Origin of the sequence: Saccharopolyspora indica (assembly GCF_027853965.1) — a bacterium.
GTDB lineage: Bacteria > Actinomycetota > Actinomycetes > Mycobacteriales > Pseudonocardiaceae > Saccharopolyspora > Saccharopolyspora indica.
Genome location: NZ_JAQGLB010000012.1, coordinates 22,598 through 46,470, shown reverse-complemented (window position 1 = coordinate 46,470; position 23,873 = coordinate 22,598). Strand labels below are relative to the sequence as shown.

The 23,873-nt window shown below is 68.9% G+C and carries 22 protein-coding genes; 11 read left to right on the top strand and 11 right to left on the bottom strand.

Translation table 11 applies throughout. The features are described from left to right. Positions 1-15 precede the first annotated feature (15 nt). From OU416_RS24530 to OU416_RS24505, 6 genes are all read right to left on the bottom strand, one after another. Positions 16-2,763, bottom strand: a complete 2,748-nt coding sequence (locus OU416_RS24530) for an ADP-ribosylglycohydrolase family protein (protein ID WP_270929387.1) — start codon at positions 2,761-2,763, stop codon at positions 16-18. Between the two features lie 57 nt (positions 2,764-2,820). Further along, positions 2,821-4,860 carry a type VII secretion system-associated protein gene (locus tag OU416_RS24525; protein ID WP_270929386.1) on the bottom strand — a complete coding sequence of 680 codons (2,040 nt, stop codon included), beginning with the start codon at positions 4,858-4,860 and terminating at the stop codon, positions 2,821-2,823. 93 nt (positions 4,861-4,953) lie between these two features. Continuing rightward, complete coding sequence (locus OU416_RS24520; RefSeq protein WP_270929385.1) at positions 4,954-5,205, bottom strand: hypothetical protein; 252 nt, start codon at positions 5,203-5,205, stop codon at positions 4,954-4,956. Positions 5,206-5,211: 6 nt separating this feature from the next. After that, the gene (locus OU416_RS24515; protein ID WP_270929384.1) at positions 5,212-10,620 is read right to left on the bottom strand and encodes a WXG100-like domain-containing protein; all 5,409 of its coding nucleotides are present in this window, start codon (positions 10,618-10,620) and stop codon (positions 5,212-5,214) included. Positions 10,621-10,690: 70 nt separating this feature from the next. Continuing rightward, positions 10,691-10,999, bottom strand: coding sequence for an ESX-1 secretion-associated protein (locus tag OU416_RS24510; RefSeq protein WP_270929383.1), 309 nt, complete (start codon positions 10,997-10,999; stop codon positions 10,691-10,693). Positions 11,000-11,031: 32 nt separating this feature from the next. Then, entirely contained in the window at positions 11,032-11,613 is a 582-nt protein-coding gene (locus OU416_RS24505; protein ID WP_270929382.1) for a YbaB/EbfC family nucleoid-associated protein, read from the bottom strand. Positions 11,614-11,815: 202 nt separating this feature from the next. Between OU416_RS24505 and pdxR the strand changes: the two genes are divergently transcribed. The 4 genes from pdxR to OU416_RS24485 all read left to right on the top strand — a co-directional run bounded on the left by pdxR (position 11,816) and on the right by OU416_RS24485 (position 14,873). After that, complete coding sequence (gene pdxR / locus OU416_RS24500; RefSeq protein WP_270929381.1) at positions 11,816-13,201, top strand: MocR-like pyridoxine biosynthesis transcription factor PdxR; 1,386 nt, start codon at positions 11,816-11,818, stop codon at positions 13,199-13,201. A gap of 94 nt (positions 13,202-13,295) precedes the next feature. After that, positions 13,296-13,742 (top strand): DUF6319 family protein, encoded by a 447-nt coding sequence (locus OU416_RS24495; RefSeq protein WP_270929380.1) that lies wholly within the window; start codon positions 13,296-13,298, stop codon positions 13,740-13,742. 357 nt (positions 13,743-14,099) lie between these two features. Next, the gene (locus OU416_RS24490; RefSeq protein ID WP_270929379.1) at positions 14,100-14,546 is read left to right on the top strand and encodes a YbaB/EbfC family nucleoid-associated protein; all 447 of its coding nucleotides are present in this window, start codon (positions 14,100-14,102) and stop codon (positions 14,544-14,546) included. A 63-nt stretch (positions 14,547-14,609) separates the two neighbouring features. Further along, positions 14,610-14,873, top strand: coding sequence for a hypothetical protein (locus OU416_RS24485; RefSeq protein ID WP_270929378.1), 264 nt, complete (start codon positions 14,610-14,612; stop codon positions 14,871-14,873). 7 nt (positions 14,874-14,880) lie between these two features. Here the strand turns inward: OU416_RS24485 and OU416_RS24480 are convergent, their stop codons facing one another. After that, the gene (locus OU416_RS24480; protein WP_270929377.1) at positions 14,881-15,042 is read right to left on the bottom strand and encodes a hypothetical protein; all 162 of its coding nucleotides are present in this window, start codon (positions 15,040-15,042) and stop codon (positions 14,881-14,883) included. Between the two features lie 29 nt (positions 15,043-15,071). Between OU416_RS24480 and OU416_RS24475 the strand changes: the two genes are divergently transcribed. The 4 genes from OU416_RS24475 (at position 15,072) to OU416_RS24460 (ending at position 18,257) form a co-directional block, all read left to right on the top strand. Continuing rightward, positions 15,072-16,046: a WXG100 family type VII secretion target gene (locus OU416_RS24475; RefSeq protein WP_270929376.1), complete on the top strand. Its 975-nt coding sequence runs from the start codon at positions 15,072-15,074 to the stop codon at positions 16,044-16,046. Positions 16,047-16,242: 196 nt separating this feature from the next. Then, entirely contained in the window at positions 16,243-16,686 is a 444-nt protein-coding gene (locus OU416_RS24470; RefSeq protein ID WP_270929375.1) for a YbaB/EbfC family nucleoid-associated protein, read from the top strand. Positions 16,687-16,689: 3 nt separating this feature from the next. Then, positions 16,690-17,010, top strand: a complete 321-nt coding sequence (locus OU416_RS24465; protein ID WP_270929374.1) for a WXG100 family type VII secretion target — start codon at positions 16,690-16,692, stop codon at positions 17,008-17,010. Next, a complete protein-coding gene (locus OU416_RS24460) occupies positions 17,010-18,257 on the top strand; it encodes a WXG100 family type VII secretion target (protein WP_270929373.1) in 1,248 nt (415 codons plus the stop codon). Before OU416_RS24465 ends, OU416_RS24460 begins: the two co-directional genes overlap by 1 nt. A gap of 37 nt (positions 18,258-18,294) precedes the next feature. On the opposite strand, the gene OU416_RS24455 is transcribed toward OU416_RS24460, so the two are convergent. Continuing rightward, a complete protein-coding gene (locus OU416_RS24455; RefSeq protein WP_270929372.1) occupies positions 18,295-19,467 on the bottom strand; it encodes a hypothetical protein in 1,173 nt (390 codons plus the stop codon). Between the two features lie 135 nt (positions 19,468-19,602). Between OU416_RS24455 and OU416_RS24450 the strand changes: the two genes are divergently transcribed. Next, positions 19,603-20,856 carry an SMI1/KNR4 family protein gene (locus OU416_RS24450; RefSeq protein WP_270929371.1) on the top strand — a complete coding sequence of 418 codons (1,254 nt, stop codon included), beginning with the start codon at positions 19,603-19,605 and terminating at the stop codon, positions 20,854-20,856. A gap of 16 nt (positions 20,857-20,872) precedes the next feature. Here OU416_RS24450 and OU416_RS24445 read toward each other — a convergent pair whose 3' ends face one another. The 3 genes from OU416_RS24445 to OU416_RS24435 form a co-directional block, all read right to left on the bottom strand. Continuing rightward, positions 20,873-21,766, bottom strand: coding sequence for an aminoglycoside phosphotransferase family protein (locus tag OU416_RS24445; protein WP_270929370.1), 894 nt, complete (start codon positions 21,764-21,766; stop codon positions 20,873-20,875). A 6-nt stretch (positions 21,767-21,772) separates the two neighbouring features. Then, positions 21,773-22,069, bottom strand: coding sequence for a hypothetical protein (locus OU416_RS24440; protein ID WP_270929369.1), 297 nt, complete (start codon positions 22,067-22,069; stop codon positions 21,773-21,775). A gap of 95 nt (positions 22,070-22,164) precedes the next feature. Further along, positions 22,165-22,377 carry a zinc finger protein gene (locus tag OU416_RS24435; protein ID WP_270929368.1) on the bottom strand — a complete coding sequence of 71 codons (213 nt, stop codon included), beginning with the start codon at positions 22,375-22,377 and terminating at the stop codon, positions 22,165-22,167. Between the two features lie 339 nt (positions 22,378-22,716). On the opposite strand from OU416_RS24435, the gene OU416_RS24430 reads away from it, so the two are divergent. Both OU416_RS24430 and OU416_RS24425 read left to right on the top strand, forming a co-directional pair. Then, positions 22,717-23,619 carry a helix-turn-helix domain-containing protein gene (locus OU416_RS24430; protein WP_270929367.1) on the top strand — a complete coding sequence of 301 codons (903 nt, stop codon included), beginning with the start codon at positions 22,717-22,719 and terminating at the stop codon, positions 23,617-23,619. A gap of 21 nt (positions 23,620-23,640) precedes the next feature. Beyond that, on the top strand, positions 23,641-23,841 hold the full coding sequence (locus tag OU416_RS24425) for a DUF397 domain-containing protein (protein WP_270929366.1): 201 nt from the start codon (positions 23,641-23,643) through the stop codon (positions 23,839-23,841). Positions 23,842-23,873: the final 32 nt, after the last annotated feature.

The following is a 23,873-nucleotide window of genomic DNA, read 5'->3' as shown; positions in this document are numbered from 1 at the left end:
CGCTCGCTCCCGCGCTCAGAACCCCGGATAGGGTCCGGCCCACTCCGACGTCCAGACCCGGTCCGGTAGGCCGACCTGAACAGCCGCGACGTCGAAGGCCAGTCGCTCGACTTCTTTCCAGAGCTCCATCCGCCCCAACCACTTCCGCGGGAATCCCTGCTCACCGTTTCGCGCGCCGTGCAGTCCGCCGACCAGCGGTGCCGCCTCAGGCAAGACCCCGGCCGCTCGTCGCACCGCGGACACGAAGTCATCGTCGCGCGCCGCGGCCACCACGGCGACGGCCAGCGCGTTCGGAGCCGCACCGTCCTCGACCAGCACGGACAGCTGCCCCGCCGAAGGTCGCCGACCGGTCAGCTCACAGGACCGCAGCAAGCGCTGGACGTTCTCATCCGGCCACTTGGCCAGTTCGTCCACGGCGATCTCGATGCCGTCGCCCAACGTGCCCCCGGACAGCAGGGTGTTGACCAGGACGGCGTAGGCGCCCGCGCTGAGGTACGCATCGGGATGGCCGTGCGTGAGCAGCGCGTTCGCGACAGCCTGCTCGAAGACGCGTTCCGGGATGTCGGACCACGCGGCCAGGGCGATCGCCCTGGGCACCGCAGACGGCGTCCGCGCATTGTTGATCGGCTTCGAGAACCAGCCCGTCACGTTCTTCTCCGCGAAAGCGGACAGCGCATCGATGCACACCGGGTCCGGGTCGCGACGCTCGAAGAGCTCGGGAAGCTCGATCAGCCAGCCGGTCGGTTCCGGGACGTCGTCGAGGATGTCCGCGGTCACGACCCGGTTCCACGGAACGCCCTGGGTGTGCAGCCACCGCAACAGCCCGACCAGGCCGATCGTGCGCGGGATCAGCTCGCCCGTCTGACGCCGCCAGGTCTCCGTGCGCACCACAGCGTCGAGGCAGAACAACGTCATCTGCCCGGCCGCGGAGAGACGCCCGCGCGCCACGACATCAGCCAGCAGGGACTCCTGCACGGCGAACGGAAAGTACGTCCCTACCCCGTGGATCACGGACACGTCTTTGATGGTCCGGTCGTAGCGCAACGCCCGGCAGAACTCGTCGCTGCTGCGCCCGAAGACCCTGCGCACACGTTGAGCGTCCCAATAGCGCATGACGCGTTTACCGTCGCGCCACTCGCGATCCGCCGCAATGGTCGATCGACCACGAGTCTCCAGCACGACGCGCTCGTCGAGGGTCAACGGCTGAGCGATCTGCTCGGGCTGGGCTGCGCTCGCCTGCTGCTCGGAGGGACGAACGGGTTCGTCAGCGCTTTCATCGACGAACCTGTAGTACCGCTTGTCCGGCGTCAGCAGAAGTGCTCGCATGAATGCGGGACCTTCGCCGATGAGCACCGTGCGGTTCTCCGAGTGCAGCCAGATACCTGCGTGGAAGTAGGACCGCGCGACATCGCCCGCCACCTTGTCGAAGATCTCGACCGCGACTCCGGAATCCGGACTCCACCGGAACTCCGCAACACGCTGCGACAGGCTGCGCTCCGACTTCGAATACGCACCTATCAGCGTGGGGGTCGGGGTCACGTCGGCAAGACGTTCCTCACCATCGTCCTGCCTAGACGGGCTCACGACCTCCCCGCCCCACAGGGCCGGGTATCTCTCCTTCCGCTTCAGCTCGCCCCGCTGCGAACCGAGCTGATCACTAGCATCCCGCGCCAGCTTGGAAACCAGCTGGTAGTCGAGCAGCCCCTTGCCCCAAACACTGTCCATCCCACCCGAGGACCTTCGCCCAATGGTCACGATCGCACCTGCCAGCGCACCGGTGAGGGAACTGTTCCCGGAATGGTTCACCGCAATCCGCAGCACTTCTTCGAAGTGCTGGCCGAATAGCTTCTCCTCCGCTGACAGCACGGCGCACACCGCGATCGCCAACGCGGAAGCCGGTGTTTCACCCGAGCCCAAGGATTCGATCTCACCTGGCGTGATGCCGTACCGGGCCAGGCCTCGTGCCGCGTTGACCGCCTCCAGGACCTCCGCTCCGCCTTCACCCCAGCGATCCGGATCGCCTTCCACGACGTAGGAGATCCCGTGCAGGTAGTCGTCGGCCATGACGTTCTGCTGGATCATGACCGCGAGGACCTTGGCGGTGGCAGTCGTCGCAGCGGACTGCCCGGTGAGCTGCATGGCACGCGCCACGAAGTCGACGACTTCACCGCTCTCGCTCGACCAACCACTCATCGGGATCGCCGAGCACAGCGGTGAAACACCCTGCACCGGGTAGGAATCCGGTCCGCCGATCAGCTTTTCCCGCAGCAACGCGACGGCGCGCGACTCCGCCAGTTGAGAGGAAAAATGATCTGCGGCCAACCAGCCACCCGCAGAACTACCGCGAGCTTCACCCGCCGCCCACAACCGGTACACGCGTTCGAGCTCGGTGAAGGGATCGTCGTGGTGCGCCACCCGCGCGCGGTCGGCTCTGATCAGCCCGTCGAGGGTCAGCACCATCAGGCTGACGCCACCGTCGGACATGCGCTCCTCAGGCACACGCGGATCCAGCCTCGTAATCCCCTGATCCCCGTGCATCTCCCGGATCTCATCCCAGGTGAAGAACTGCACGAGGCGCCCGAGCCCATCACCGAGCCAGGCCGCGAACACAGCTGTCCAGAAGCGGTTCCCCAGCGGGGCGACACCACTCAGCGCTGTTCGGCGAGATGCTCCGCGGCTTTCGTTCCCACGAGACACCGCTGTGCCGGGCCCGGATGCGCTGAAGCCGTTGCCGGGTTTCCCGGCCACGTTCTCGTGATCCACTACCAGCTCACCTTCCCGGCCGGGATTGAAGTCCGCAGGCCCGCTCACTGCACCGGCTCACCAAGCCGGATACCGGCGCAACCACTCCTGGTCGCTGGGCGGGCCCGGGCTGAACTCGGCCAGCGCGTCCCTGGACAGCGCCTCGATGACTTCGCGCAGCTCCAGCGTGTTCAGCCACTCCTGCGGGATCGCGCGGGTTCCGTACAGCGCGCCGGCGATGTTGCCGCACACGATTCCCGTGGAGTCGGAGTCGCCCGAGTGGTTCACCGACAGCAGCAGCGCGTCGCGCAGGTTGTCGGTGGCCAGCACGGCGTAGAGGCCGATCGCCAGCGCCTCCTCGCCGACCCACCCCTGCCCGAGCGTGTCCTTGAGCTCCTCCGGGCTGACAGAGCCGCGCTTCGCTAGCTCAACGGCCTGGTCGAGGATCTGCAGCTGCTCTTCGTGCCCACGCCACCGCAACAGCAGATCCCGAGCGATCCGAACGGCTTCCGGCAACGGAACATCCCGGATGAGCTGGTGCACGATCACCGCGAGCACACCGGCGGACAGGAACCCGCTGGGGTGGCTGTGCGTCAACGCTGCCGTGCCGACCGCCGCGTAGAACACCTCGGCCGGATCGCCGGACCACACCGCGACCGGCGCGGCCCGCATCACGCCGCCGCAGCCCTTGGAATCGTTGATCGCAACCTGCGGAGCGGCGTGCTGGTGCGTCTGCGCGAACCGCGCCAACGCCGACATGCACGTGCTCCCCGGAGCACGCCTGCTGAACAGGGCCTGGTTCGTGATCAACCACCCGTCCGGCTGCTGAAGACGCTGAGCATACGGACCACCGGCCTGCGGCCACGGCTGGTTCTGCGTGTGGAACCACCGCTGATAAGCGTGCTGCACCTCAGGAACCGGATCGTTGTCCACCGGGTTCATCCGCCGAGCCACATGCGCCCGGATGAGCCCTTCCAGCGTGAACAACATCATCTGCGTGTCATCGGAAACCTGCGCAACACCATCCCGAAGCACCGGAGCGGTAAGCCCAGCACCGCCGTGAGCCTGCCGGATCGCCCCAATGTCATCGAATTCGATGCGGTAGCCCAGCGCGTCACCAACAGCCCCAGCCAGCATCGCACCGATGAATCGCTCATGAGCGTCAATCGGCTCCGCAGACAGGGTTGAAGCCGTCCGTGGATATCCTTCCTGCGGTTGAGTCGCCGGGCGCTGTTTAGCCGTTCTCTGCCTTTCAAGTTTCTGCAGGAGCAAGGAACCGGGGATCTGCGTTTGATGTCGCGCACCGAGGTCGATCATCAAGTCCGCTTCAGCCAAAAGCGGTTCGAGCGCAGCCAGGTTAACCTTATTCGCACCCTTCGCGAAATCCGGAACATATCTGACTCCGGATGCCGCAACCATCACCTTCTTGTCCCCCCGGGGGAACATCGACGCCACTCCGTCGCTTTCCACCACCAGGGCGAAATCATTGTTCGAGAGCACCGCCACTAGCGCTTCAGCTGAGACGTAGCCGGTCTCGTACAGGTGCAAGGCATGTTCGAGCGGGCTAACCGGCTGAGGAAATCCGAGCGTCAGAGGCGAAGGCCGGTACTTTGGGTTGACGCGGTACTGGCTCGTCACGACGCCTGTCTCATCGACCCAGTACTCGCCGACGAACGCGTGCTCGGGGATCTTGTCGCGCACTTCGCCCTGGTACATGCGGTCGGGCACGGCGATCCAGGAACCGGGTCGCCCCTGAGCTTCCGACCGAAGTTCGTCAGTGATGTCGGGCGCCGAGTGAACGATCGCCAATTCACCGCTCAACATCATGTCTTGCGCCTGCGGCGACGTGGCGACGTGCACATCCCGGTCCGCCAACAACGGCAGCAGCTGATACCCGTTGACGGCCGTCGTGCCGGGCGCAAAGTCCGGCACCGCGCTCCTGCCCGTGCACACCCAGATCTGCTCTTTGTCCTGCCCGTCGATCTTGATCAGCGCAGGATCCGACGAGTCGGCGGCGGACACCACCAGCATCTTCGCTACCAGGAACTCCCGGTACACCTGGCCGATCGCAGAAGGATCGCTCGCGTACCCCGCAATGGCCTGCTCCAGCGCAGTCATCCTCCGCCTCCCCGTCGACTCAACGTACCCTCCACGGCCTGTGCTCAGCCCGCAGCACCGGCCCGGTCGACCGAAGCCGACCCGCCCGAAAATCTACTTGTCGTTCACGTCTTCACCGGTGGAGTCATTGCCAGCCCACTTCCGCGATGCCGGGAACGGGTTGAAGTTGTCGTCCAGCCCGATAGCAAAATTGTCTATCGGGGCGACATCCGCATCCGGACCGATGGCCATCATGTGGCGTCTGATCGACTCGCGTGCGGATTCAACCTTTGCCCGCATCTCGGGCGACAAATCGCTGATATCCATGCTGTCTTTCTGGACGCGCTCACCCTCGCCGCGATCCACTTATATTCACCTCCCTACGGCAGTCAAATGAATGATCACCTTACCAGTCAACTCGTCTTCCTCCTTGTATGTCACCTCAAATCTGGTTCCCGGAGGGAAAATGACTTCCCGCATTCCACCATAAGGCTTCAAGAACTCAATGTCCTTGCCGCCCACTTGGCCATCAATGACAAATTGAACATTTCCGGACATCGCCGCCTTGCGATCATCCGCAGGAAGATTCACGTCATCTTTTGTGGTACTGGTAAAGGCATTCTCTGTCAGCGTGCTGCCAACTTCGTACCGATCCAGGAACTCCTTCTTGTTCCCGTAAATATGGATCCCGCGCAACAAACGCGGATGGTCCGGCGTCGCAGTCCAGTCAGGCAATTTGTTCAAGCCCGACACGGCGTTCCTGATCAAAATTTCGTGTTCGCGCAAACTATCGACGTCACCAGCGCGCAGCGCTGTGTTCCACGGGTCAAAAAAGTTGACATCCGTGTAGCGCTCCATCGCCCAAAGTTCTTCATCCGTGATATCCGCGAGCTCTTCTCGAACATTCCCGTCCTCGTCCAGCCTGAGCCGCCGCAGTTCGTCCTCGTTGATGTTCACCGATTCGCGCAGAGCGGCGTGATCTTCTGCTGTCGCCCGGAAGTCCTTATTCGCGAAGAAATCGAACTCGTCAAGCGGATTGCGATCACCAGAACTCTGCCCAGCCTGCTGGCCAGACGGGGAATCGTCGAGCCCCAACGAATCACGATCGAATCCGTTGTCCCGCTTGAAGTCTTCGAACGAACGAGACGGTTGGTGCGGGGACGGTGTGGGTGACGGACTCGCGGGCTGCGGCACGTTCCGCTGACCAGTATCAACAGACGGCTGTTGGCCAGCCCGGGGCGGACCGCTGACGTCCAAAGGTGGTGTGTTCGTTCGCGGCCCACTGGGTGCCTGGCGCGGGCCTGAGACGTCGAGCGGCGGGACGTTGTTCCTGGGGGTCGACGGCGCACCGGGGTTCGGACCGCCGACGTTCGGAGCTTGTTGCCCTGGGCCACTCGGGTTTCGGGGCGGGCCTGAGACGTCGTACGGCCTCGGTGCCGGTTGGGGCCCGTTCGGGTGTGGGACGGCACTTGGGGTAGGCGGCCCCTGCGGGCTCGGGCCGTTGAAGGTCGGGCGGCCGCTCTGCTGGGGCGTGCCCTGCGGTTGTTGCTGGCCACGCGGGGGTGGAGGGGTCGGTCCGGACTGCTGCGGAGCGCGTGGGGGCTGAGGCGCCGGAGGGTTCGGTTGTCCGGGGGTTTGTTGGGGCATTCCTCCTTGGCGCTGGGGCTGCGGGGATCCGCCGCCCTGCGGGTACTGCTGGCCTTGCTGCGGCGTTCCCTGCCGAGGTGGGGGTCCGCTGTACGGCTGCTGGCCAGGTTGCGGTCCACCGAACGACTGCTGGCCCTGCTGAGGACCGCCGTAGGGCGGCTGGCCCTGCTGGGGGCCGCCGTAGGACGGCTGGGGGCCACCGAAAGATGGCTGACCGGGCTGGGATCCGCCGTAGGGCTGCTGACCTTGCTGCGGTCCACCGAACGACTGCTGGCCTTGCTGGGGTCCGCCGTAAGGCTGCTGGCCCTGCTGAGGTGCGTTGTAGGGCTGCTGGCCGGGCTGCTGGCCGCCGTAGAGCTGCTGACCTTGCTGGGGTCCGCCGAACGGCTGCTGCCCCTGCTGGGGCCCGCCGAACGACTGCTGACCCTGCTGCGGGCCGCCAAACGGCTGCTGCCCCTGCTGGGGCCCGCCGTACTGGTGTGGGGTGTTCTGCGGGGGCGGCGAGAAGGACGAGTACCTCTCGCCCGTGACCGGGTCCGCTTCGAAGGTGTCCGGCTTTGGCTCCCGGCCGAACGTCCTCCGGAGCCAGTCGCCGAAGCCGCGTTGTTCGGCGTTGTGGGCTTGTACTCCGTGGCGGACGAATTCCGGTTCGTGGCCTGGGGGGAAGGGGCTGTCGTGGACCGCCTTGGTGCCGTCCGGGGCGAAGCTGACCCATTGGCCCGGTTCGTCGAGCTTGGGTTGGGGCGTGCCGGAGGCGTCCGCTTCGAACTTCGCGCGCGAGTCGCTCGCGTACATGTTGCCGAAGTTGTCGACCCAGGCGTCCTTGTTGGGCGCCAGGACTTCGACGCCGAGCTCCTTGGAGAGCTGCTGGGCGAAGTTCGGGGAGCCGTCGGGCATGTCCGCGCCGGTCTTGCAGGACAGCAGGCGGATCGGGGTGCCCGGGTCGTAGCCGGGGGCGGCCTTGATGATCTCGGCCAGTTCCTTGGCGGTGAGCTGCTGGCCGCGGAACTCCACTCCGTCCGGGCTGCCGTGCACCTCGACCGTGAAGCGCTTCGGGTCCACGGCCGGTTTCGGCATCCGGTCGTAGTAGTCCCGGTCGCCGATCCTCGTCTTCGGGTACGGCACCGCCGACAGGCCGGACGGCGTGTTCCGGATGCCGATGTAGCCGTGGGGATCGTTGGGGTCTCGGAGCTTGCTCTCCAGCTCCGGGGAGACCTTGATCCGCTCGAACTCGCCTGCGCGGCCGATGTCCCACCGGTGCTCGGTCGGATTCGCCGGCGGACGCTCGGCGGCCATCGACTCCGACGTGGAGTACTTCTGAGCTTCCTGGTCTGGCCTGGGGGTTTCGCGGGTGTTCTCGGGCGTCCGCTGCGGCCCGCCCGGGCGCCACTCGCCCTCGGCGCCCCGGGCGTTCGGGAACGAGTCGGGGCGCATGTTGGAGTGCTGGCGGTCGACGCCCGCGTGGTGCTGTCTGGGGGCGTCCGGGTGCACGCGGACGCCGTCGTGCGGGTGGCGTTGGCGCGGTGCGTTCGGATCGGCGTCCGGACGGTTGTTGCGGGGCGGAGCATCCGGGCGCGACGGGCCGTCGGGGCGCGGCGGGGCGGGCTGGCGCGGGGTATCCGGGTGCTGGCCCGTTCCGTTGGGGCGCGCATCCGGGCGCGACGTGGCGTTCGGGTGCGTTGAGGTGTTCGGGCGTGCCGGGTTGTCGGGATGTCCCTGACGAGGCTGGGAGTTCGGCGCGTCAGTGCGCGGCGGACCTCCCGGGTGCGGTGCGTTCGGATGCCCGGGGCGAGGGTTCGGCGCGTCTGCACGCGGGCCGCTGGGGTGCGCGGTCGGGCGCTGTGGAGCGTCCGGCCGCGGGCCGCCTGCGGGCGGAGTGTTCTGCCTGGGCGGACCGTCCGGGTGTCCGGGGCGAGCGGGAGCATCCGCACGTGCCGGGCCTGCCGGATGCCCGGGCCCTGCGGCCTGCGGCCGCGAGCCCGCGGGCGGACCGGCCGGACGCTGTCCGGCCTCGCCGCCCGGTCCGCGGCGCTCCGGCGTCGCCGGTCCGCGCCCTCCCGGGCCCTCCGGTCCCCGCTGGCGCGGAGCCTCGGGCCTCCCGGCTGCGCCGGGGCTTCCCGGTGTACCGGTCCAACCGGATCCGGAACCGGCGCGCCCGCCGCCTCCGGCGGTCGGCGAACCGCCGCCTCCTGGGCCTCCGGCGGCTCCGCCGCCGACCGGTCCGGCGCCTGCTCCGCCGGGCGCCGATTGATCGGAGCGGGCGGGCGGTGGCCCGGCGACGGGTGCCGCGGGGCCCATCTCCGGCGTCCTGGACGGCGCGTCCACAGTCGCCGACGAGGTGGAAGCCGGGGTGTTCGGGTTGTACCCGGCAGGCCCGCCGGGCGTGCCGAGGCCCGAGGCAGAGCCTCCGCCCGGAGGCGGTCCGCCAGCGGTGCTGCCACCCGAGAATCCCGAACCGCCGCCGACCGGCGCGCTGCCCGGGCTCGCGCTGCTGGGGTGCGGGCCACCGGGATTCGAACCGCCGGGGTTCCCACCGGAGCTCACGTTCTCGGAGTGCGAACCGGTGGTCCCACCCGAGTGCGAGCTGCCAGGGCTCGGCGCGTCCGCAACCGGACCACCGGAGCCGCCTGGGTTCGAGCCTCCGGGATTCGGCGCATCCCCAGACGTACCAACGTGATTCGATCCGCCGGTGGGCGTGCTTCCGGGGTTCGACCCGTCTGGAGCCGTGCCGCCGCCGGGCCCGCCGGTGGGCGAACTTCCGGGATTCGGCCCATCCGGAGCCGTACCGCCGCCGGGGCCACCCGTGGGCGAACCACCGGAGTTCGACCCATCCGGAGCCGTACCACCGCCGGGCCCACCCGTGGGCGAACCACCGGGATTCGGCCCGCCCCCAGCAGAACCACCGGGTCCGTCCGGCGTCGCCGAACGCGGCGAATCCGGTGTCCCGTGGCCGTTTCCACCACTGTCCATCAAGGACGATGCACGCGGCTGCTCACCGGAACCGGACGGCGTGTCCGCACGCCCGGGAGCATCAGTTCCCACGCCGTCGCCGGGCGACGAGCCCGGCGCGTCCGTGGACGAGCCGTCGGCACTCGGCGATCCTGGGCCCGGATCCGACGACCCGCCGGGCGTCCGGGGCCGGTCGCCCGGCCCGTCCCCGGAGTCGTCCGTGCCACCGCCGCCCGGGGCGTCGGGGCCGCCGAACTTGGCGTTGTGCTTGCCCACGACGTCGGTGCCGAAGACGTCGTCGACCTTCTTCCACGTCTTCTCGGCGACCTTCTCCGACATCTTGCCCGCGATGTCGACCTTGTCCGCGAGGTTGGTGACGCCGTCGAAGGCCTTCTTGCCCAGCTTGCCCAGGGCCTTCATCACGTCGCCGAAGACCTCGGCCATCTTGGCCAGCTTCGGTGCGACGTTGCTGATCGTCTTGACCAGCTTCTGGACGATGTCGGCGATCTTGCCCACGGTCTTGGCGATGAACGCGACCGCCTGCGGCACCACCCACGCCAGCGAGACCAGCGGCGGGGCCAGCGCCTCCAGCGCGTAGGTGATCAGCCGCGAGATGCAGTCGGCCACCAGGTCGCGGACGAACTCGCGGACGAACGAGACGACCTCGCCCATGATGGTCACGACCGAGCTGATCGTGTTGGCCAGCTCGGCGGCGGCGCCGAGCGCTTCGCCCTTCTCCGCGGCGTGCTTGCGGTAGGCGTCGCCTGCCTGGCCCGTCCACTCCGCGGTGTCGGACTTGACCGCGTCGTTGTACTGGGTGGCGGCCTGGCCGACCGCCTGGGAGACGTTCGCCCAGGTCTCCCCGTACGCCTTGACGCCGTCGGGGTCGCCAGCGAACCAGTCCAGCGCTTCCTTGAGCGGTTCGACGTGCTCGATCAGCCAGGACAGGCCGTAGGACAGCAGGGTGCCGATCGGGTCGACGGCCATGCCGACCACTTCCAGCGCCGCGCCGCCGTAGGCCAGCCCGGTCTCCACCCAGCTGGAGCCCTCGTTGAGGCTGCTGATGTCGTTGATCGACTCGGCGATGCCGATGCCGGTGCCCCACCCGGCCTCACCTGTGCCCGCGGTGAAGATCCCGGGGCCGTCCGGATTCTCCTTCTGCTGCGAAACAAGAGGATTGCTCATGCCCGGCCCGCCTTCGCAGTGGCGGTCGCGTCACGGCACCCCGGGCGGAGCGGGGTCGGCACGGCGCTGCTCATACCTCGATGCTCCCGATGGCGTCGCTGTTGTCGTCGTCGACGGCCTGGTAGTCCTCGGCCGCGCCGCGCACGTTCTCCGCGACCTCCTGCATCGCTTCGACCGATTTCCGCAGGGTGTCGATGCCGTACTGCTCGACCGGGTCGATCATCCAGGCGAACGGGCGGCACAGGATCCCGTAGGCGTCGTTGTTCAGCGAGACCTGCTGGGAGGCGTCGACCGCCACGTTCAGCTGGTCCACCACTCCGTCCACTTTGGATGCGTGGGTGCGCAGGTTCTCAATGACGACGTTCATCTCGTCGGGCATCGCAGAAGCTTCCTCGGGTCGGGCTCGGCGGGTCAGCGCAGGAACGAACCGCTGCCGAAGTCGTCGTCGTCGAAGTCGTCGGCCGGGCGGCGGGGCGGCTGCTCCCGCGGCGGCGCGGCGGGCCGCTGCGGCGGCGCCGGGGGCTGCCTGCGCTGCGGCTCCTCGTAGTCGTCTTCCATCGGGACCTGCATCTCGCGCAGGTTGCTGGTGCGCTCGGGCTCGGGCTCGTCCTCGGGCGGTTCCGGGAAGTACTTGCGGGCCTGGCCGAGGACGTGCTGGGCGGCGGTGTCCTGCAGCCCGACGGTGTCGGCGACCGCCTGCTGCATCATCTCCGGGATCTTCGCCTGCGCGGCCTGCACCATCCGCATGATCTCGGCGCCCAGCTTCGCCATCGGGCGGCTGCTCGCGGCTTCCGACAGCTGCAGGGCTTCCAGCATGCCGCCGGAGCCGACCGTCACCTGGATGGCGCCGTCCTTCGACGACTCGGTCGCCGAGATCTGCTGGATCTGCTGCTGCATCCGGCCGAACTTCTCGGCCTTCTCCGCGGCCTTCTCCTGCCACTCGCGGACCATCCGCTCAGTAGCGCCGATGTCCCTACCGAAATCTTCCGGCACGTCGCTCCCCCACAACGCTCAACCCCACGCCGCGTCACGGCGCAAGATCCGCCGCAGCTGGGCACAGTATCAACGGCGGATGAGCAGCGGGGCGGGATTCCGCGACCAAGCGTGTAGCGATGATCACCCCGGGCGTTTACCGGGCATTTCGCCAATCGCCGGATGTTCGCGACCGCGGCGGTGGGTACTAGGGTCGGGAGGCGTGACGGTTGGATGGTCCCCCGCTGATCTGGGCCTGGAACGGGGACGGCCGGACAGCCGCGGGTTGGCCGAGGCGCTGCGCACCGCCATCCGCGACGGGCTGCTCGCCGCCGGTTCCCGGATGCCGTCGACCCGGGTGCTCGCGCAGGACCTCGGCGTCGCGCGCGGCACCGTGACCCGCGCCTACGACCAGCTGATCACCGAGGGCTTCTTGCTGTCCCGGCAGGGCGCTCCGACCACGGTGGCCGACCGGCTCGCCGAGCCCGACCCGGTCGGCTCCCCGCCGGACCCGGCGCCGGTCGCCGCGCGCTGGGACTTCCGCCCCGGGCGGCCGGATCTGAGCGCCTTCCCGCGCCGGGACTGGCTGGCCGCGAGCCGGCGCGCCATGCGGGACATCCCCGCCGACGACCTCGACTACGGCGATCCGCAGGGGCACCCGCTGCTGCGCGAAGCGCTCGCCGACTACCTCGCGCGGGTTCGCGCGGTGGTCACCGCGCCGGAGCGGATCATCGTCTGCAACGGCTACACGCAGGCGTTGTCGCTGCTCAGCAAGGCCCTTCACGACCAGGGCGTGGATTCGATCGACTTCGAGGACCCGTCCACGCCGCAGCTGCGGACCATTCCCGCCAGTCTCGGCATGGCCGTGCGCGGCGTGCCCGTCGACGACGACGGCATCGACGTCGCGCAGGTGCGCAGCGGGGCCGTGGTGGTCACCCCGGCGCACCAGTTCCCGCTCGGCGTCGCGCTGAGCTCCGCGCGGCGGATGGCGCTGGTGCAGCGGGCCAAGGACGAGGAGCTGCTGGTCGTCGAGGACGACTACGACGGCGAGTTCCGCTTCGACCGCCAGCCCATCGGCTCGTTGCAGGGCATGGCGCCCAACCACGTCGCCTACGCGGGGACGGCCAGCAAGACGCTCGCTCCGGCGTTGCGGCTGGCGTGGCTGGCGCTGCCTCCGCAGCTGGTCGAACCGGTCCGCCGGCTGAAGGTCCACAGCGGGCTGCACGCACCGCTGTTCGAACAGCTGGCCATGGCGGAGCTCATCCGCTCGGGCGCATACGATCAGCACGTCCGCCGATCGCGCGCCGCGTACCGGAAGCGGCTGGAGCTGCTCACCGCCGCGCTGGACGACCTGCGCGCGAACCACCGGCCGCACCCGGCCGGGATCTCGGCCGGACTGCACGTCACCTTGCAGCTCGACCCGGAGGGACCGACGGAGCGAGAAGTCCTGACCCGGGCGCGGGAGCACTCGGTGGAACTTGAGGTACTCGGGCCGCACTGGGTGCGCGCGGGAGACCACCCGCCCGGCGTGGTGGTCGGTTACGCCGCTCCGGCGGAGCACGCCTTCCGCCCCGCGCTGCAAGCACTGGTCGCCGTCCTGCGGCGGTGACCCGATCGGGCGGATGCCCGGTATGTCCACAGCACATCAGGGGAACACCTGTTCTATTCTGGGTCTTCCCCGCAGCGAGACACAGGAGACACAGTTGACCGAGGAACAGTCGAGCACCGAGAACGCCGCGACCCAGCCCGAGTCGGCGCCGTCCCCGGTCGAGCCGACCGCGGACGCCCCGGCCGCCACGCCGCAGCCGGAGGCGGAAGCGGCACCGGCCGAGGAGGCCCCCAAGAAGCCGCGGGCCCGCAAGCAGAGCACCGCGAAGAAGACCCGCACGGTCGAGCTCACGCTGACGGTCACCGGCACCGCCGACGGCGAGTGGCAGGCCGACCTGATGCACGCGGGCAAGCGCGTCGTGCAGAGCCTGCCGGTCGCCGCCGCCGCGGTGTCCAAGGCCGCCGCCGAGCTGCACCAGGACATCTCGGACACCATCGAGAGCGTGCTCAACCAGGCCCGCCAGCAGCACGAGGCCAAGCTCGCCGAGCTGGAGGCCGAGGTCGAGCGGGTCCGCAAGGCCCTCGCCGAGCTCGAGAGCTGATCGACTGACAGCCGGGTGCGCCGTGTCGGCCCCTCGACGACACGGCGCACCCGCGCCGCAGCCTGCCTCGGCCGACCGGAGCCGACCGCCGCCACCGTAACCCGCAGCAGGGCGCGATCGGTAACCCCAAGTGGCCCCACAGCCCTGGCACCCTGCGAAAACTCACCCCGAGCGCGATCAGCCGATCACCACCGGTAACCGCGCCGCCGCGCGATCCGCAGCTCCAGCCATCGAGCCCGGATCAACCGATCGCCGACTCCGCCTTCCCTTTTGTGAATTTTCGTCCGTTTTGATCCTTTTGCGTACATCGATGAACCAAGATCGTCGCAACGGAACAAAACGGACGACGGAGGCGACGTGTCTGCCGATCTGGACGACCTGCAACGCAAACTGGATGCGCTGAAGGAAGCGGGCCGACGAGCCGAGCAGCAACTGGGCGACTTCGGCCGGATGCGCGAGCAGATCAGCGAACTGCAGGTCAGCGCCAGTTCTCCGGACCGCTCGGTCACCGTGGTCGCCAGCCCGGGCGGCGCGCTCGACGTCCAGTTCACCCAGGACGCCATGCGCAAGTCCCCCGGCGAGCTGTCCAACACCGTCATGAGCGCGCTCCAGCAGGCCGTCGCCGAAGCCGCCCGCCGCCAGGCCGACATCGTCCAGGAGCACGTGCCGGACAGCGACGTCCGCGACCAGGTGCTCCGCACCCAGGACCAGCTCTTCAACCGCGACCGGGCGCAGCACCTCGACACCCCGGCCGACGAGCCCTGCGACGACATGCCCGACTCGTTCCTCGACGGCGGGCGGTGACCCGTGGGCGGATATCACGCATCCACCGAAGCACTGCGGGCTTGCTCGTCCACAGTGGACGCCATGTCCTCCGACGCGGAGGAGATCAAGAACGACGCCGCCGCGGCCGAAGTCTCCGACATCGCCTGGGGGCGCCTCGGCAAGGCCACCGTCCACGGTTCGTACGCCGAACTGCTGGAGGCGTTCCAGACGCACCTCGACGAGATCTCCGCCGGGCTGACCCGAGCGGGCGACGACCTGGCGGCGTGCGGCGAGGAGTACCGCAGCATCGACGAGCAGGCGGCCGAGGAACTGGGCCGGATCGGCGCCGGGGGCGATGCCGGATGAGCGGCGACTACCAGTGGGTCGACACGGCGGCGTTCGGGAAGGTGCCGTTCGTCAAGGACATCATCGGCGCGAAGAACAAGATCGGCGAAGAGGGCGTCGCCGACGTGAGCGGGGAGATCCAGAGCTTCCTGGGCAGCGCGGTCAGCGCGGCGTTCGACCCGCTGAGCATGCTGGTCGGCAGGCACCGGCGTCGAGTTCGTGATCGACTTCGTGGGCCCGGTGCGGGACGCGATCCAGCTCGTCAGCGGCGACTGCGAGGCGCTCGCCAGCAGCGCGGAGGCCTTCGCAGCGGTCGAGGGCAAGCTCGACGAGCTGGCCGCGAAGCTGACCGACACGCTGGACGGCCAGCTGGCCGCCTGGGACGGCGAAGCCGCGGACGCCATGCGCACCAAGATGGGCACGTTCGCCGAGGGCGTTCAGGACACCGCGGGCCAGGCCAACAACCTGTCCCAGCTGCTGCAGATGAGCGGCATCATGATGGAGGCCGCGGAAGGCGTCATCAAGGGAATCCTCGCCGACTTCCTGTCCTGGGCGATCGTCACCTGGATCACCGCGACGGCCTCAGCAGGGCCGACCTTCGGCGGTTCCATCGCCGCCGCTACCGCGGCGAGCACCGCACAAGCGGGCTTCACCTGCGCCAAGGCCGCCCGGACGATTCAGCAGATCGTCCAGATCATCACCAAGATCATGAACATGATCATGGCGATCAAGGCGGTCCTGGACGCGATCCGCATCTACCGGAGCGTCCAGCAGATCACCTCCGGCGAGTCCGGCGGCGACGGCAGGGGCGTCGCCCAGACCGGCAGCGGCATGGCGAACGACGCGAAGTGGATCACCGGTACCGGGAAGACGGCGCTCGGCGGGATCCAGAGCGGGTACGAAGCGGAAGCGGGGAGGGAGAACTACAGCGTCGACGACCTCGGCAACATCTGGCACACGCCGGAGGAGGGCGGCCGTCGCGAGTTCGTCAACAGCCGGGGCCACAGCGATTGGTGGGTCGATCCCGACACCGGGGCCGAGACCTACTCGGCGGGGCAGCTCGCCCAGTCCGCGGCCAACCACACCGCGGCCGGTCTGTCCGGTGCCGCGGACAAGCTGGAGCAGCAGGCCGCGGGCGGCGGCTTCGTCGACGTCGCGGACGACGACGAGATCAGCGACAAGCTCAAGACGTGACACGCCCCGCGCCTCCCCGCAGCACCGGCTACGGGGAGGCACACCCTGGGCGCAATGTCCGGAATGAGGAAATTTTCATCTTGGGAAATGTGCGAAAGACGTCATTTCCCACCATTCTGCACGAAACGCCCCACGCGGTGCGGATGTGTGCGCCAAGATCTGCCCGAAGAACGCATAGCAGACAAAGGAGGCGTGGATGTCCGCTGATCTGGACGACCTGCAACGCAAGCTCGAAGCTCTGAAGGAAGCCGGACGTCGCGCCGAGCAGCAGCTGGGCGACTTCGGCCGGATGCGCGAGCAGATCAGCGAACTGCAGGTCAGCAGCACTGCTGCCGACCGCTCGGTCACCGTCGTCGCGAACGCGGGCGGCGTGCTCGACGTCCAGTTCACCCAGGACGCCATGCGCAAATCGCCCGCTGAGCTGTCCAACACCGTCATGAGCACGCTCCAGCAAGCCGTGGCGGAAGCAGCTCGCCGCCAAGCCGACATCGTGCAGGAGCACGTGCCGGACAGCGACGTCCGCGAGCAGGTGCTCCGCACCCAGGACCAGCTCTTCAACCGCGACGCGGACCAGCCGCGGCCCGAGGCGCCGGTCGATGACGACGACTACCCGGACTCGTTCCTCGACGGCGGGCGGTGACCCGTGGGCGGATACAGAGCAGAACCGGACGCGATCACCAGCTGCGGCGCCAACGTCGGAAGCCTCGCCGCCAACGCGAAGTCCATCAAGGACAAGGCGACCGCGGCGCAGGTGCCGGAGATCTCCTGGGGAATCCTCGGCATGGCCACCACCTACAGCTCCTACCGCGAGCTGCTGGACGAGTTCCAGCAGCACCTCGGCGAGATGGCCGAGGGCCTGACCCGCGCGGGCGAGGACATCAGCTCGTGCGGCAAGGACTACCAGGAGACCGACCGCGAACTGGCCGAGCAGCTCAAGCAGATCGAGGCCGGGGGTGACCGCTGATGCCCACCAACCTCGAGGCCGCTGCGGACAACAGCGCGATCAGCCCGGTGGCCTCGCCCGTCGACGCCTCGGCGTTCGGCAAGCTGCCGTTCGTCAAGGACATCATCAGCGCCACCGACAAGGCCGGGCAGGGCGAGGTCGAAGCCGTGCAGGCCGACGTGGAGAGCTTCCTGTCCAGCGCCACCAGCTTCGCGCTGGATCCGATGAGCTTCCTCATCGGCACCGGCGTCGAGTTCGTCATCAACTTCGTGGCACCGGTGCGGGACGCGATCCAGCTGGTCACCGGCGACAGCGAAGCGCTGGCCGCGGGCGCCGAGGCCTTCAACGAGATCAAGGGCGAGCTCGACGCCCTGGCCACCACGCTGACCGAGACGCTGGACGGCGAGCTGGCCGGCTGGGACGGCGAAGCCGCCGACGCGCTGCGCACCAAGATGGCCAAGTTCATCGAGGGCGTGCAGTCCACCGGCGGCCAGGCCAACAACATCGCTCAGCTGCTGCAGATGAGCGGCACCATGATGGAGGCGGCCGAGGGCGTCATCAAGGGCATCCTCGCCGACTTCCTGACCTGGGCTATCACCACCTGGATCACCGCGATGGCCTCGGCGGGCCCGACCTTCGGCGGTTCCATCGCCGCCGCCACCGGGGTGACCACCGCGCAGGCGGGCATCACCTGCGCCCGCACCGCGCAGCAGATCCAGCGGATCACCAGCGTGATCGACAAGATCATGAAGGCGATCACCGCGATCAAGGCGGTGCTGGACACGATCCGGATCGTCGAGAGCGTCCAGAAGATCACCGACACCAGCACCTCCGGCGGCGACGGGAAGACCCCGGCCGCCACCGGCAGCCAGACGCTGAAGGACGTCACGAGCGAGACCGCCGACGAGCGCAAGGTCCTGGGCAACCTCGGCACCGGCTTCGCGGGCGAGGCGAAGGAGCACGGCTACCAGGTCGACGCCCCGGAGAGCTTCGGCGAAGAGGGCAAGATCTGGAAGGTCGACGACGACGGCACCACCCGCACCCAGGTGGATGCCTCCGGCAACACCGTCACGGACGCGGACGGCAACGCCGTCACCTCCGACGTCCCGGCCGACAGCCCGGCCAAGTTCGACCTCGGCAACTCCGCGTTCAACCGGACCGCCGCGGGGCTGGGCACGGCCGCCGACCAGCTGGAGAAGCAGGCCGAGGGCGGCGGCTTCAGCGACGTCCCGGCGGACGAGACGATCAGCGGCAACCTCAACTGGTGAACCCGCGAGGCGCCTTCCCCGGGAGGCGCCTCGCGGCTCAGACCTGCAGCCGCACCAGCGGAACGTGCTGCCGATCGGCCTGCGCACCAGCGGGATCCTGGTACGCCGCAGCCGGAATCCAGCTCGCGACCTCGTCCGCGACCGCGAGCAGCTCGTCCACGACCGCGACGTCGACGAGCCCGCTGTAGCACCACACGACGAGCTTGCGCCCCGACAGCCGGAAGAACACCGGACCGCAGCGGTTGCCCTTCAACCAGGTCGCCCGCTGCGGCGTCAGCACCGCGTGCGCGTACGCGGGATCGGCGCCGAACAGGTGGTAGTCGCCGACGTGGCCGCCCGCCTCGCGGAAGGCGACGGCCGGGCCCTCGGTCGGCACCTTGCCGACGGCGCGGCCCTGGAAGGGCCGGTGCGACCGGTTCCAGAAGAACAGGCCCTCGACATCGCCCAGCACGTCCCGCTTGGCGCTGACCAGCAGCTCGGGCACCGGCGCGGGCAGCTCGACGACGACGATGCCGCACGACGACTTCCGCTCCACCGTCTTCGTCGGCTGCACCTGCCGATCCGCGCCGGGCGAGTAGTACGACGGGCCGGTGCGCACCGAGTGCAGGTGCCGGAAGTCGACCTGCACGGCCATCGCGGGCGCGCCGCGGTGATCGCCGCGCATCAGCACCGGGATGTCCTTGCGGCGGTACTCGTGGAACGGCTGTCCCCGGAGCTGGTCCAGCACGCGCACCGGCACGTTCCAGACGACCTGCCAGCCCCGCTGCTGCGACCACTGCGCCAACGGCCCCCGCGCGGGTTCCGGGCTCGGAACCTCGCCCTCGCACCAGACCCGCACTGCCCGCGCGTTCAGCAGGAACGCGGAGACGAGGAGCAGCACTCCGGTGCCCAGGCCGAACAGGGACGACGCACCGACCGCGGCCCCGATGAGCGCGGCGAGCAGCACCGCGAGACCGAGGAACACGTCGAGTCCGAACAGGACGCTGCGCGCGCCCTTCTTGCCCAGCCACACGCCGATCAGCAGACCGGCGCAGGCGAGCGCGCCGACGACGACCAGCAGCACGCGAACCGCGTTCACCGCACCGTGCGAACTCGCCCCGATCGCCCAGGCCAGCGCGAGCACCGCGCCCACGGTCAGCACAGCCGTGATGCCCAGCAACAACGCCTTCGGCGGATGCGCAGGGCGCACCATCTCGTTCTGTTGGTTCACCACGGCCAATCCCCATCAACGCGGTCATACCTGCCGCCGCACACCGTAACGGGCAAAAGCCCCGATGCGCCGCAAAACCACCCACCTCACACCGATGTGCCCACCGGCGTCGGAGGCGGCCACTAGTTTCCGGGCATGACCGCGCCTTCCCCCGCGAACGAACCGACGCTCTACGAGATCGACTACGACTTCCTCGTCCCCGACCGGGGCGACGAGCAGGAGGGGCCGACGAACGCGGTTCCCGCCGGCGACCCGGCGGAGGCGGTGCGCCTCTTCCACGAGTACCGGCGGCGGGTGGCGGAGATCCTCGGCTTCGAGGAAGAACTTCCCGGGCCTGCGAGCGAAGAGGATCTCGCCGCCGCGGAGGAGCGCCTCGGCTTCGAGTTCCCGCCCGACCTCCGCGCGCTCTACGGCATCGCGGACGGCGAGGGCTACGAGATCATCAACTCCCTCTTCGACAGGCACCCGTGGCACTCGCTGGAGCACGTCGGCGACGAGGAGGAGGACTGGCTGCTCTTCCTGGAGTGGAAGTACGAGCCGCAGCGCAGCGTGGTCTTCGACGCCGAGCCGCCGAACGCCGTCCGGCGGTCGGTGCTGCGGCCGGGCTGGATCCAGTTTGCCAACGACACCGGCGGAAACTGGCTCGCCGTGGACATGGATCCCGGCCCCGAAGGACGTCCGGGACAGGTCATCTCGATCGGCGTCGACCACTCGGAGGGGCCGCTGTACGTGGCCGACTCGGTGACCACGTTCCTGCGCCGCCTGGTGGAGGCGCTGGAACGCGGCGACTACAGCGTGCACGACGAGAGCCTCTGGATCGACGCCGATCTGCCGGACGGGGTCACCGCCGACCGCGCGCGCACCTGGTACACCGACGGCTCGTCGGCCCGCGCGGAAGCAGCGCAGGTGCGCCCGCACGTGCAGAACGTCAGGGTGTCCGAGGTCGACGACCTCGCGTTCCTCGCCGCACTGCCCAACGTGCGTTCGCTGGCGCTGTCCGGCGCAGGCCCGCTCGACTTGAGCCCGCTGCGCGAACGTCCGGTCGAGTACCTCGAACTCGATCTCGGAACCACCGACCTCGCGGGGCTCGCCGGGCATCCGGAACTGCGCTCGCTGTCGATCGCCTCCACCCGGCCGGTAGACCTCGCCCCGCTGCGCGCGGTGCCCCACCTCTGGGCGCTGTCCATCGCGGACGCCTCCGTCGCGGACCTCACCGCGGTGACCGAGCTCGAAGGGCTGCGCTTCCTGGAGCTGACCCACGACCAGTGGCTGGAGGTGCGGGACGACCTCCCGTCCCTGGCGGTCGTCGGCATCCACCCTCGCAGGCCCGGGCGGGAGTGGCCCGTAGGCACCCGCTGGAAGACGGAGCTGGGAGAACCACCTCGCTAGATCGGCAGCAGGTGCGTCAAACGCCCTTCAGAACGCGATCGAGCGCCGCCCGGCCCGCAGGTCCCCAGTGCGGCTTGCCGCCGGGCAGGCCCCGATCTCCGTTCTGCCCCATGAGCATCAGGAAGAGGCACTTCAGAGCGGCCAGCCCGCGGGCGCGCCGGATCGCCGCCTCATCCGCTCGCGCGTACCTGTCGAAGAACCGCGAGGCCGCGCCCTCGGGCAGCAGCACCCATGCGGCAGCGAGATCCCACGCCGGGTCACCGGCGCACACGTCGCCGAAGTCGACGACGCCCGAGAGCGTTCCGCCCGAGACGACGACGTTCGCGGGATGCAGGTCGCCGTGCACCCACACCGGCGGGCCCGCCCACTCGTCGGCTCCGACGGCGTCGTCCCAGACGGCCCGGACCGCAGCGATGTCGTCGGGAGCAACGGCCTGGAGGAAGCCCTCGAAGCCGTCCGCGCAGTTCCTGGGATGGGTTCCGCGGTCCGCAGCGGTCGGCGCCTCGGCGGGCGCTTCCACGTGGAGCGCCCGGAGGAAGTCCGCCAGGGCGTCGGCAGCGTGGTCGCCGCGGCTGATCGTGCCGTGATCCAGCGGCTCACCGGGAACCCACGTCATCACGGTCCAGTGCTTGGGGAAGCGCTCGGACGGTTCGCCGAACCGCACCGGGGTCGGCACCGGGAGCGGCAGTCGCGGCGCCAGCACGGGCAGCCACCGCCGCTCCTTGAGCTGGAGCTCCGGAGTCGGGTCCATGCGCTGCATGCGCACGACCAGCTCGTCCCCGAGGCGCCACATCTGGTTGCCCCAGCCGCCCGCCACCTCGCGGATGGTCAGCTCCGCGAGGTCCTGGTGCTGCTCCCGCAGCAGGTCGCGGACCAGGTCCGCGGTGATCTCGATCTCGGTGTCGGCCATGCGAACTCAGTGTACTGAGGCAGCGCACACCTCCCGAAGGTGATGCCGCCCGGTCGGCGGGTCGATCTCGTCCGGATCCTGCGCAGGAAACTGCGGCGGCACCTCTGGAACCGAGCGCTGCCGGGTTCCCCTCGCCTGAGCGCGTTCGACTTCGACATCGGCTATGAGGTGCCAGACCGTGTACTCACCAGCACCGCTCCCCGCGTGCTGCCCAGCGGCGAACCGCACCGGGGCCTGCGAGACGAGCAGAGCGAGAATGAGCAGGTTGAACAGCACGAAAGTGCTCAGCTGAACCCAGAACATTGCGTTTCCTCTCGGGTTGGTGTGCGATTTCGCGCGAAATCGGCATTGGCCAGGCACGCGGGGCGACGATTTCGCGCGAAGTCGCCCCGCCCTCGTCAGGACCGGTCGGCGAGGATGCGCCAGCAGGTCATGCAGGACTTCTCGCGCACCCAGTCCACTTCGGACCGATCGTGCAGCTGCGACGCTTCGGACTCAGCACCGCAGTAGGCCTCGACGGTGGCGCCCAACGGAACTTTCGTTGCTGCAATGGGAAAAGCGTGGCGACCTCCGGCGACCGGACGCCAGACGTAGGTCAAGTAGTCGGACATGCGCGAACCTCCATCGCCGGACGTACCGCTCTGGTTGACGGGTGGCCGGGCGCACGGGGAGGGGTCGTCAGCGCCCGGCCACCTGAGTGGGCTGGAGTGGTGCAGGTCGGGGGCAAATCACCACCCCAGCCCGGCTAGAACGCCCGTCCCGCCGTTGACCTGTGAGAAACCGGCGGAGCGGGCTGCCGGGGTTCGCGCCTTGCGCCGCAGAACCGTCCGACGTCAATCAAGGTATTCCACGTAATTACGTGGCGTCGATTCCTCGAAAGGGTGGATCTACATCGAAATACGTGAAAGTTGGTGCAGGATAGAGGAAACCGACCACTGACGGAGGAATGCATGGCCACGATGCCGCCCGAGGAGCTCGGCCCTCAGACCGATGACGGCCTCGAACTCGGGCCCACTCTCCGCAGGCGACAGCTCGGACGGAAACTCCGCAGCTACCGGGAACAAGCCGGTCGCAAGGTGGCGGAAGCAGCCAAGTACGCCGGACTGCGCGACGCGACGGTGAGCCGCATCGAGAACGGTCGCCACGCCATCAGGCCGGGCAACGTCCGGCTGCTGTGCCAGTTCTACGGCGTCGGCGCGCCAACCGTCGACACGCTCGTGCGCCAGGCCGAAGAGTCGAACGATCGCGGCTGGTGGACCGCGTTCTCCGACACCCTGGAGGACTGGTTCGAAACCTACGTCGACCTCGAAAGCGACGCCCGCGAGCTGCTCACCTACAGCCCGACGCTCGTGGACGGCCTGCTGCAGACGCCGGAGTACGCGTTGGCCGTCATGCAGGGCGGCTGGCCGAAAACGACCAAGTCCGAGCTCCGCCGATCCGTGGAGCTCCGCCAGGCACGGCAGGAGAGGCTTCACCAGCGAGGTTCGACGAAGCAACTCCACGTCGTGTTCGACGAAGCCGTCGTCCGCAGGCTCGTCGGCGGCCCCGGCGTCATGCGCGACCAGCTCAAAGCGCTGATCGAAGCGGCGGAGAAGCCGAACATCACGATCCAGGTGATCCCGTTCTCCGCTGGTGCGCACGCGGGCATGAAGGGCGCCTTCTCGATCCTCCACTTCCCCGAGGGGTACGAGGACATGAACTCGGTCTACCTGGAGAACCAGCGCGGGTCCGTGTGGCAAGAACGGCCCAACGACCTGGACGACTACAGCAACGTCTTCAGGATGGCGAGCGAGCAAGCTCTTTCGCCCGAGGAGTCGGCCAAACTGATGACTAGCCTGGTCAAGCACCTGTGAGGAACCCGGCTAGGGAGAAGAATGATCGACATGTCGTGCGCCGACTGGCGCAAGAGCAGTCGGAGTGGCAACACGGGCCAGTGCGTCGAGCTGGCGCAGAACCTGCCCGGCGTCTCCGCCATCCGCGACTCCAAGGCCCCGGAGCAGGGCGCCCTGGTGTTCACCAAGGCCCAGCTCCACGCCTTCCTGCACAACGTCAAGACAGGCCAGCTCGACCTCTGACACCACACAACATGGTGGCGGCGCCCCGTTTC

Bases quoted from the DNA above. Each gene is read 5' to 3' on its own strand.
- OU416_RS24525 (WP_270929386.1), bottom strand. From the start codon at position 4,860: ATGACTGCGCTGGAGCAGGCCATTGCGGGGTACGCGAGCGATCCTTCT.
- OU416_RS24515 (WP_270929384.1), bottom strand. From the start codon at position 10,620: ATGAGCAATCCTCTTGTTTCGCAGCAGAAGGAGAATCCGGACGGCCCC.
- OU416_RS24510 (WP_270929383.1), bottom strand. From the start codon at position 10,999: ATGCCCGACGAGATGAACGTCGTCATTGAGAACCTGCGCACCCACGCA.
- OU416_RS24485 (WP_270929378.1), top strand. From the start codon at position 14,610: ATGTCCTCCGACGCGGAGGAGATCAAGAACGACGCCGCCGCGGCCGAA.
- OU416_RS24480 (WP_270929377.1), bottom strand. From the start codon at position 15,042: ATGCTCAGCGGGTCGAACGCCGCGCTGACCGCGCTGCCCAGGAAGCTC.
- OU416_RS24470 (WP_270929375.1), top strand. From the start codon at position 16,243: ATGTCCGCTGATCTGGACGACCTGCAACGCAAGCTCGAAGCTCTGAAG.
- OU416_RS24460 (WP_270929373.1), top strand. From the start codon at position 17,010: ATGCCCACCAACCTCGAGGCCGCTGCGGACAACAGCGCGATCAGCCCG.
- OU416_RS24450 (WP_270929371.1), top strand. From the start codon at position 19,603: ATGACCGCGCCTTCCCCCGCGAACGAACCGACGCTCTACGAGATCGAC.
- OU416_RS24445 (WP_270929370.1), bottom strand. From the start codon at position 21,766: ATGGCCGACACCGAGATCGAGATCACCGCGGACCTGGTCCGCGACCTG.
- OU416_RS24440 (WP_270929369.1), bottom strand. From the start codon at position 22,069: ATGTTCTGGGTTCAGCTGAGCACTTTCGTGCTGTTCAACCTGCTCATT.
- OU416_RS24435 (WP_270929368.1), bottom strand. From the start codon at position 22,377: ATGTCCGACTACTTGACCTACGTCTGGCGTCCGGTCGCCGGAGGTCGC.
- OU416_RS24430 (WP_270929367.1), top strand. From the start codon at position 22,717: ATGGCCACGATGCCGCCCGAGGAGCTCGGCCCTCAGACCGATGACGGC.
- OU416_RS24425 (WP_270929366.1), top strand. From the start codon at position 23,641: ATGATCGACATGTCGTGCGCCGACTGGCGCAAGAGCAGTCGGAGTGGC.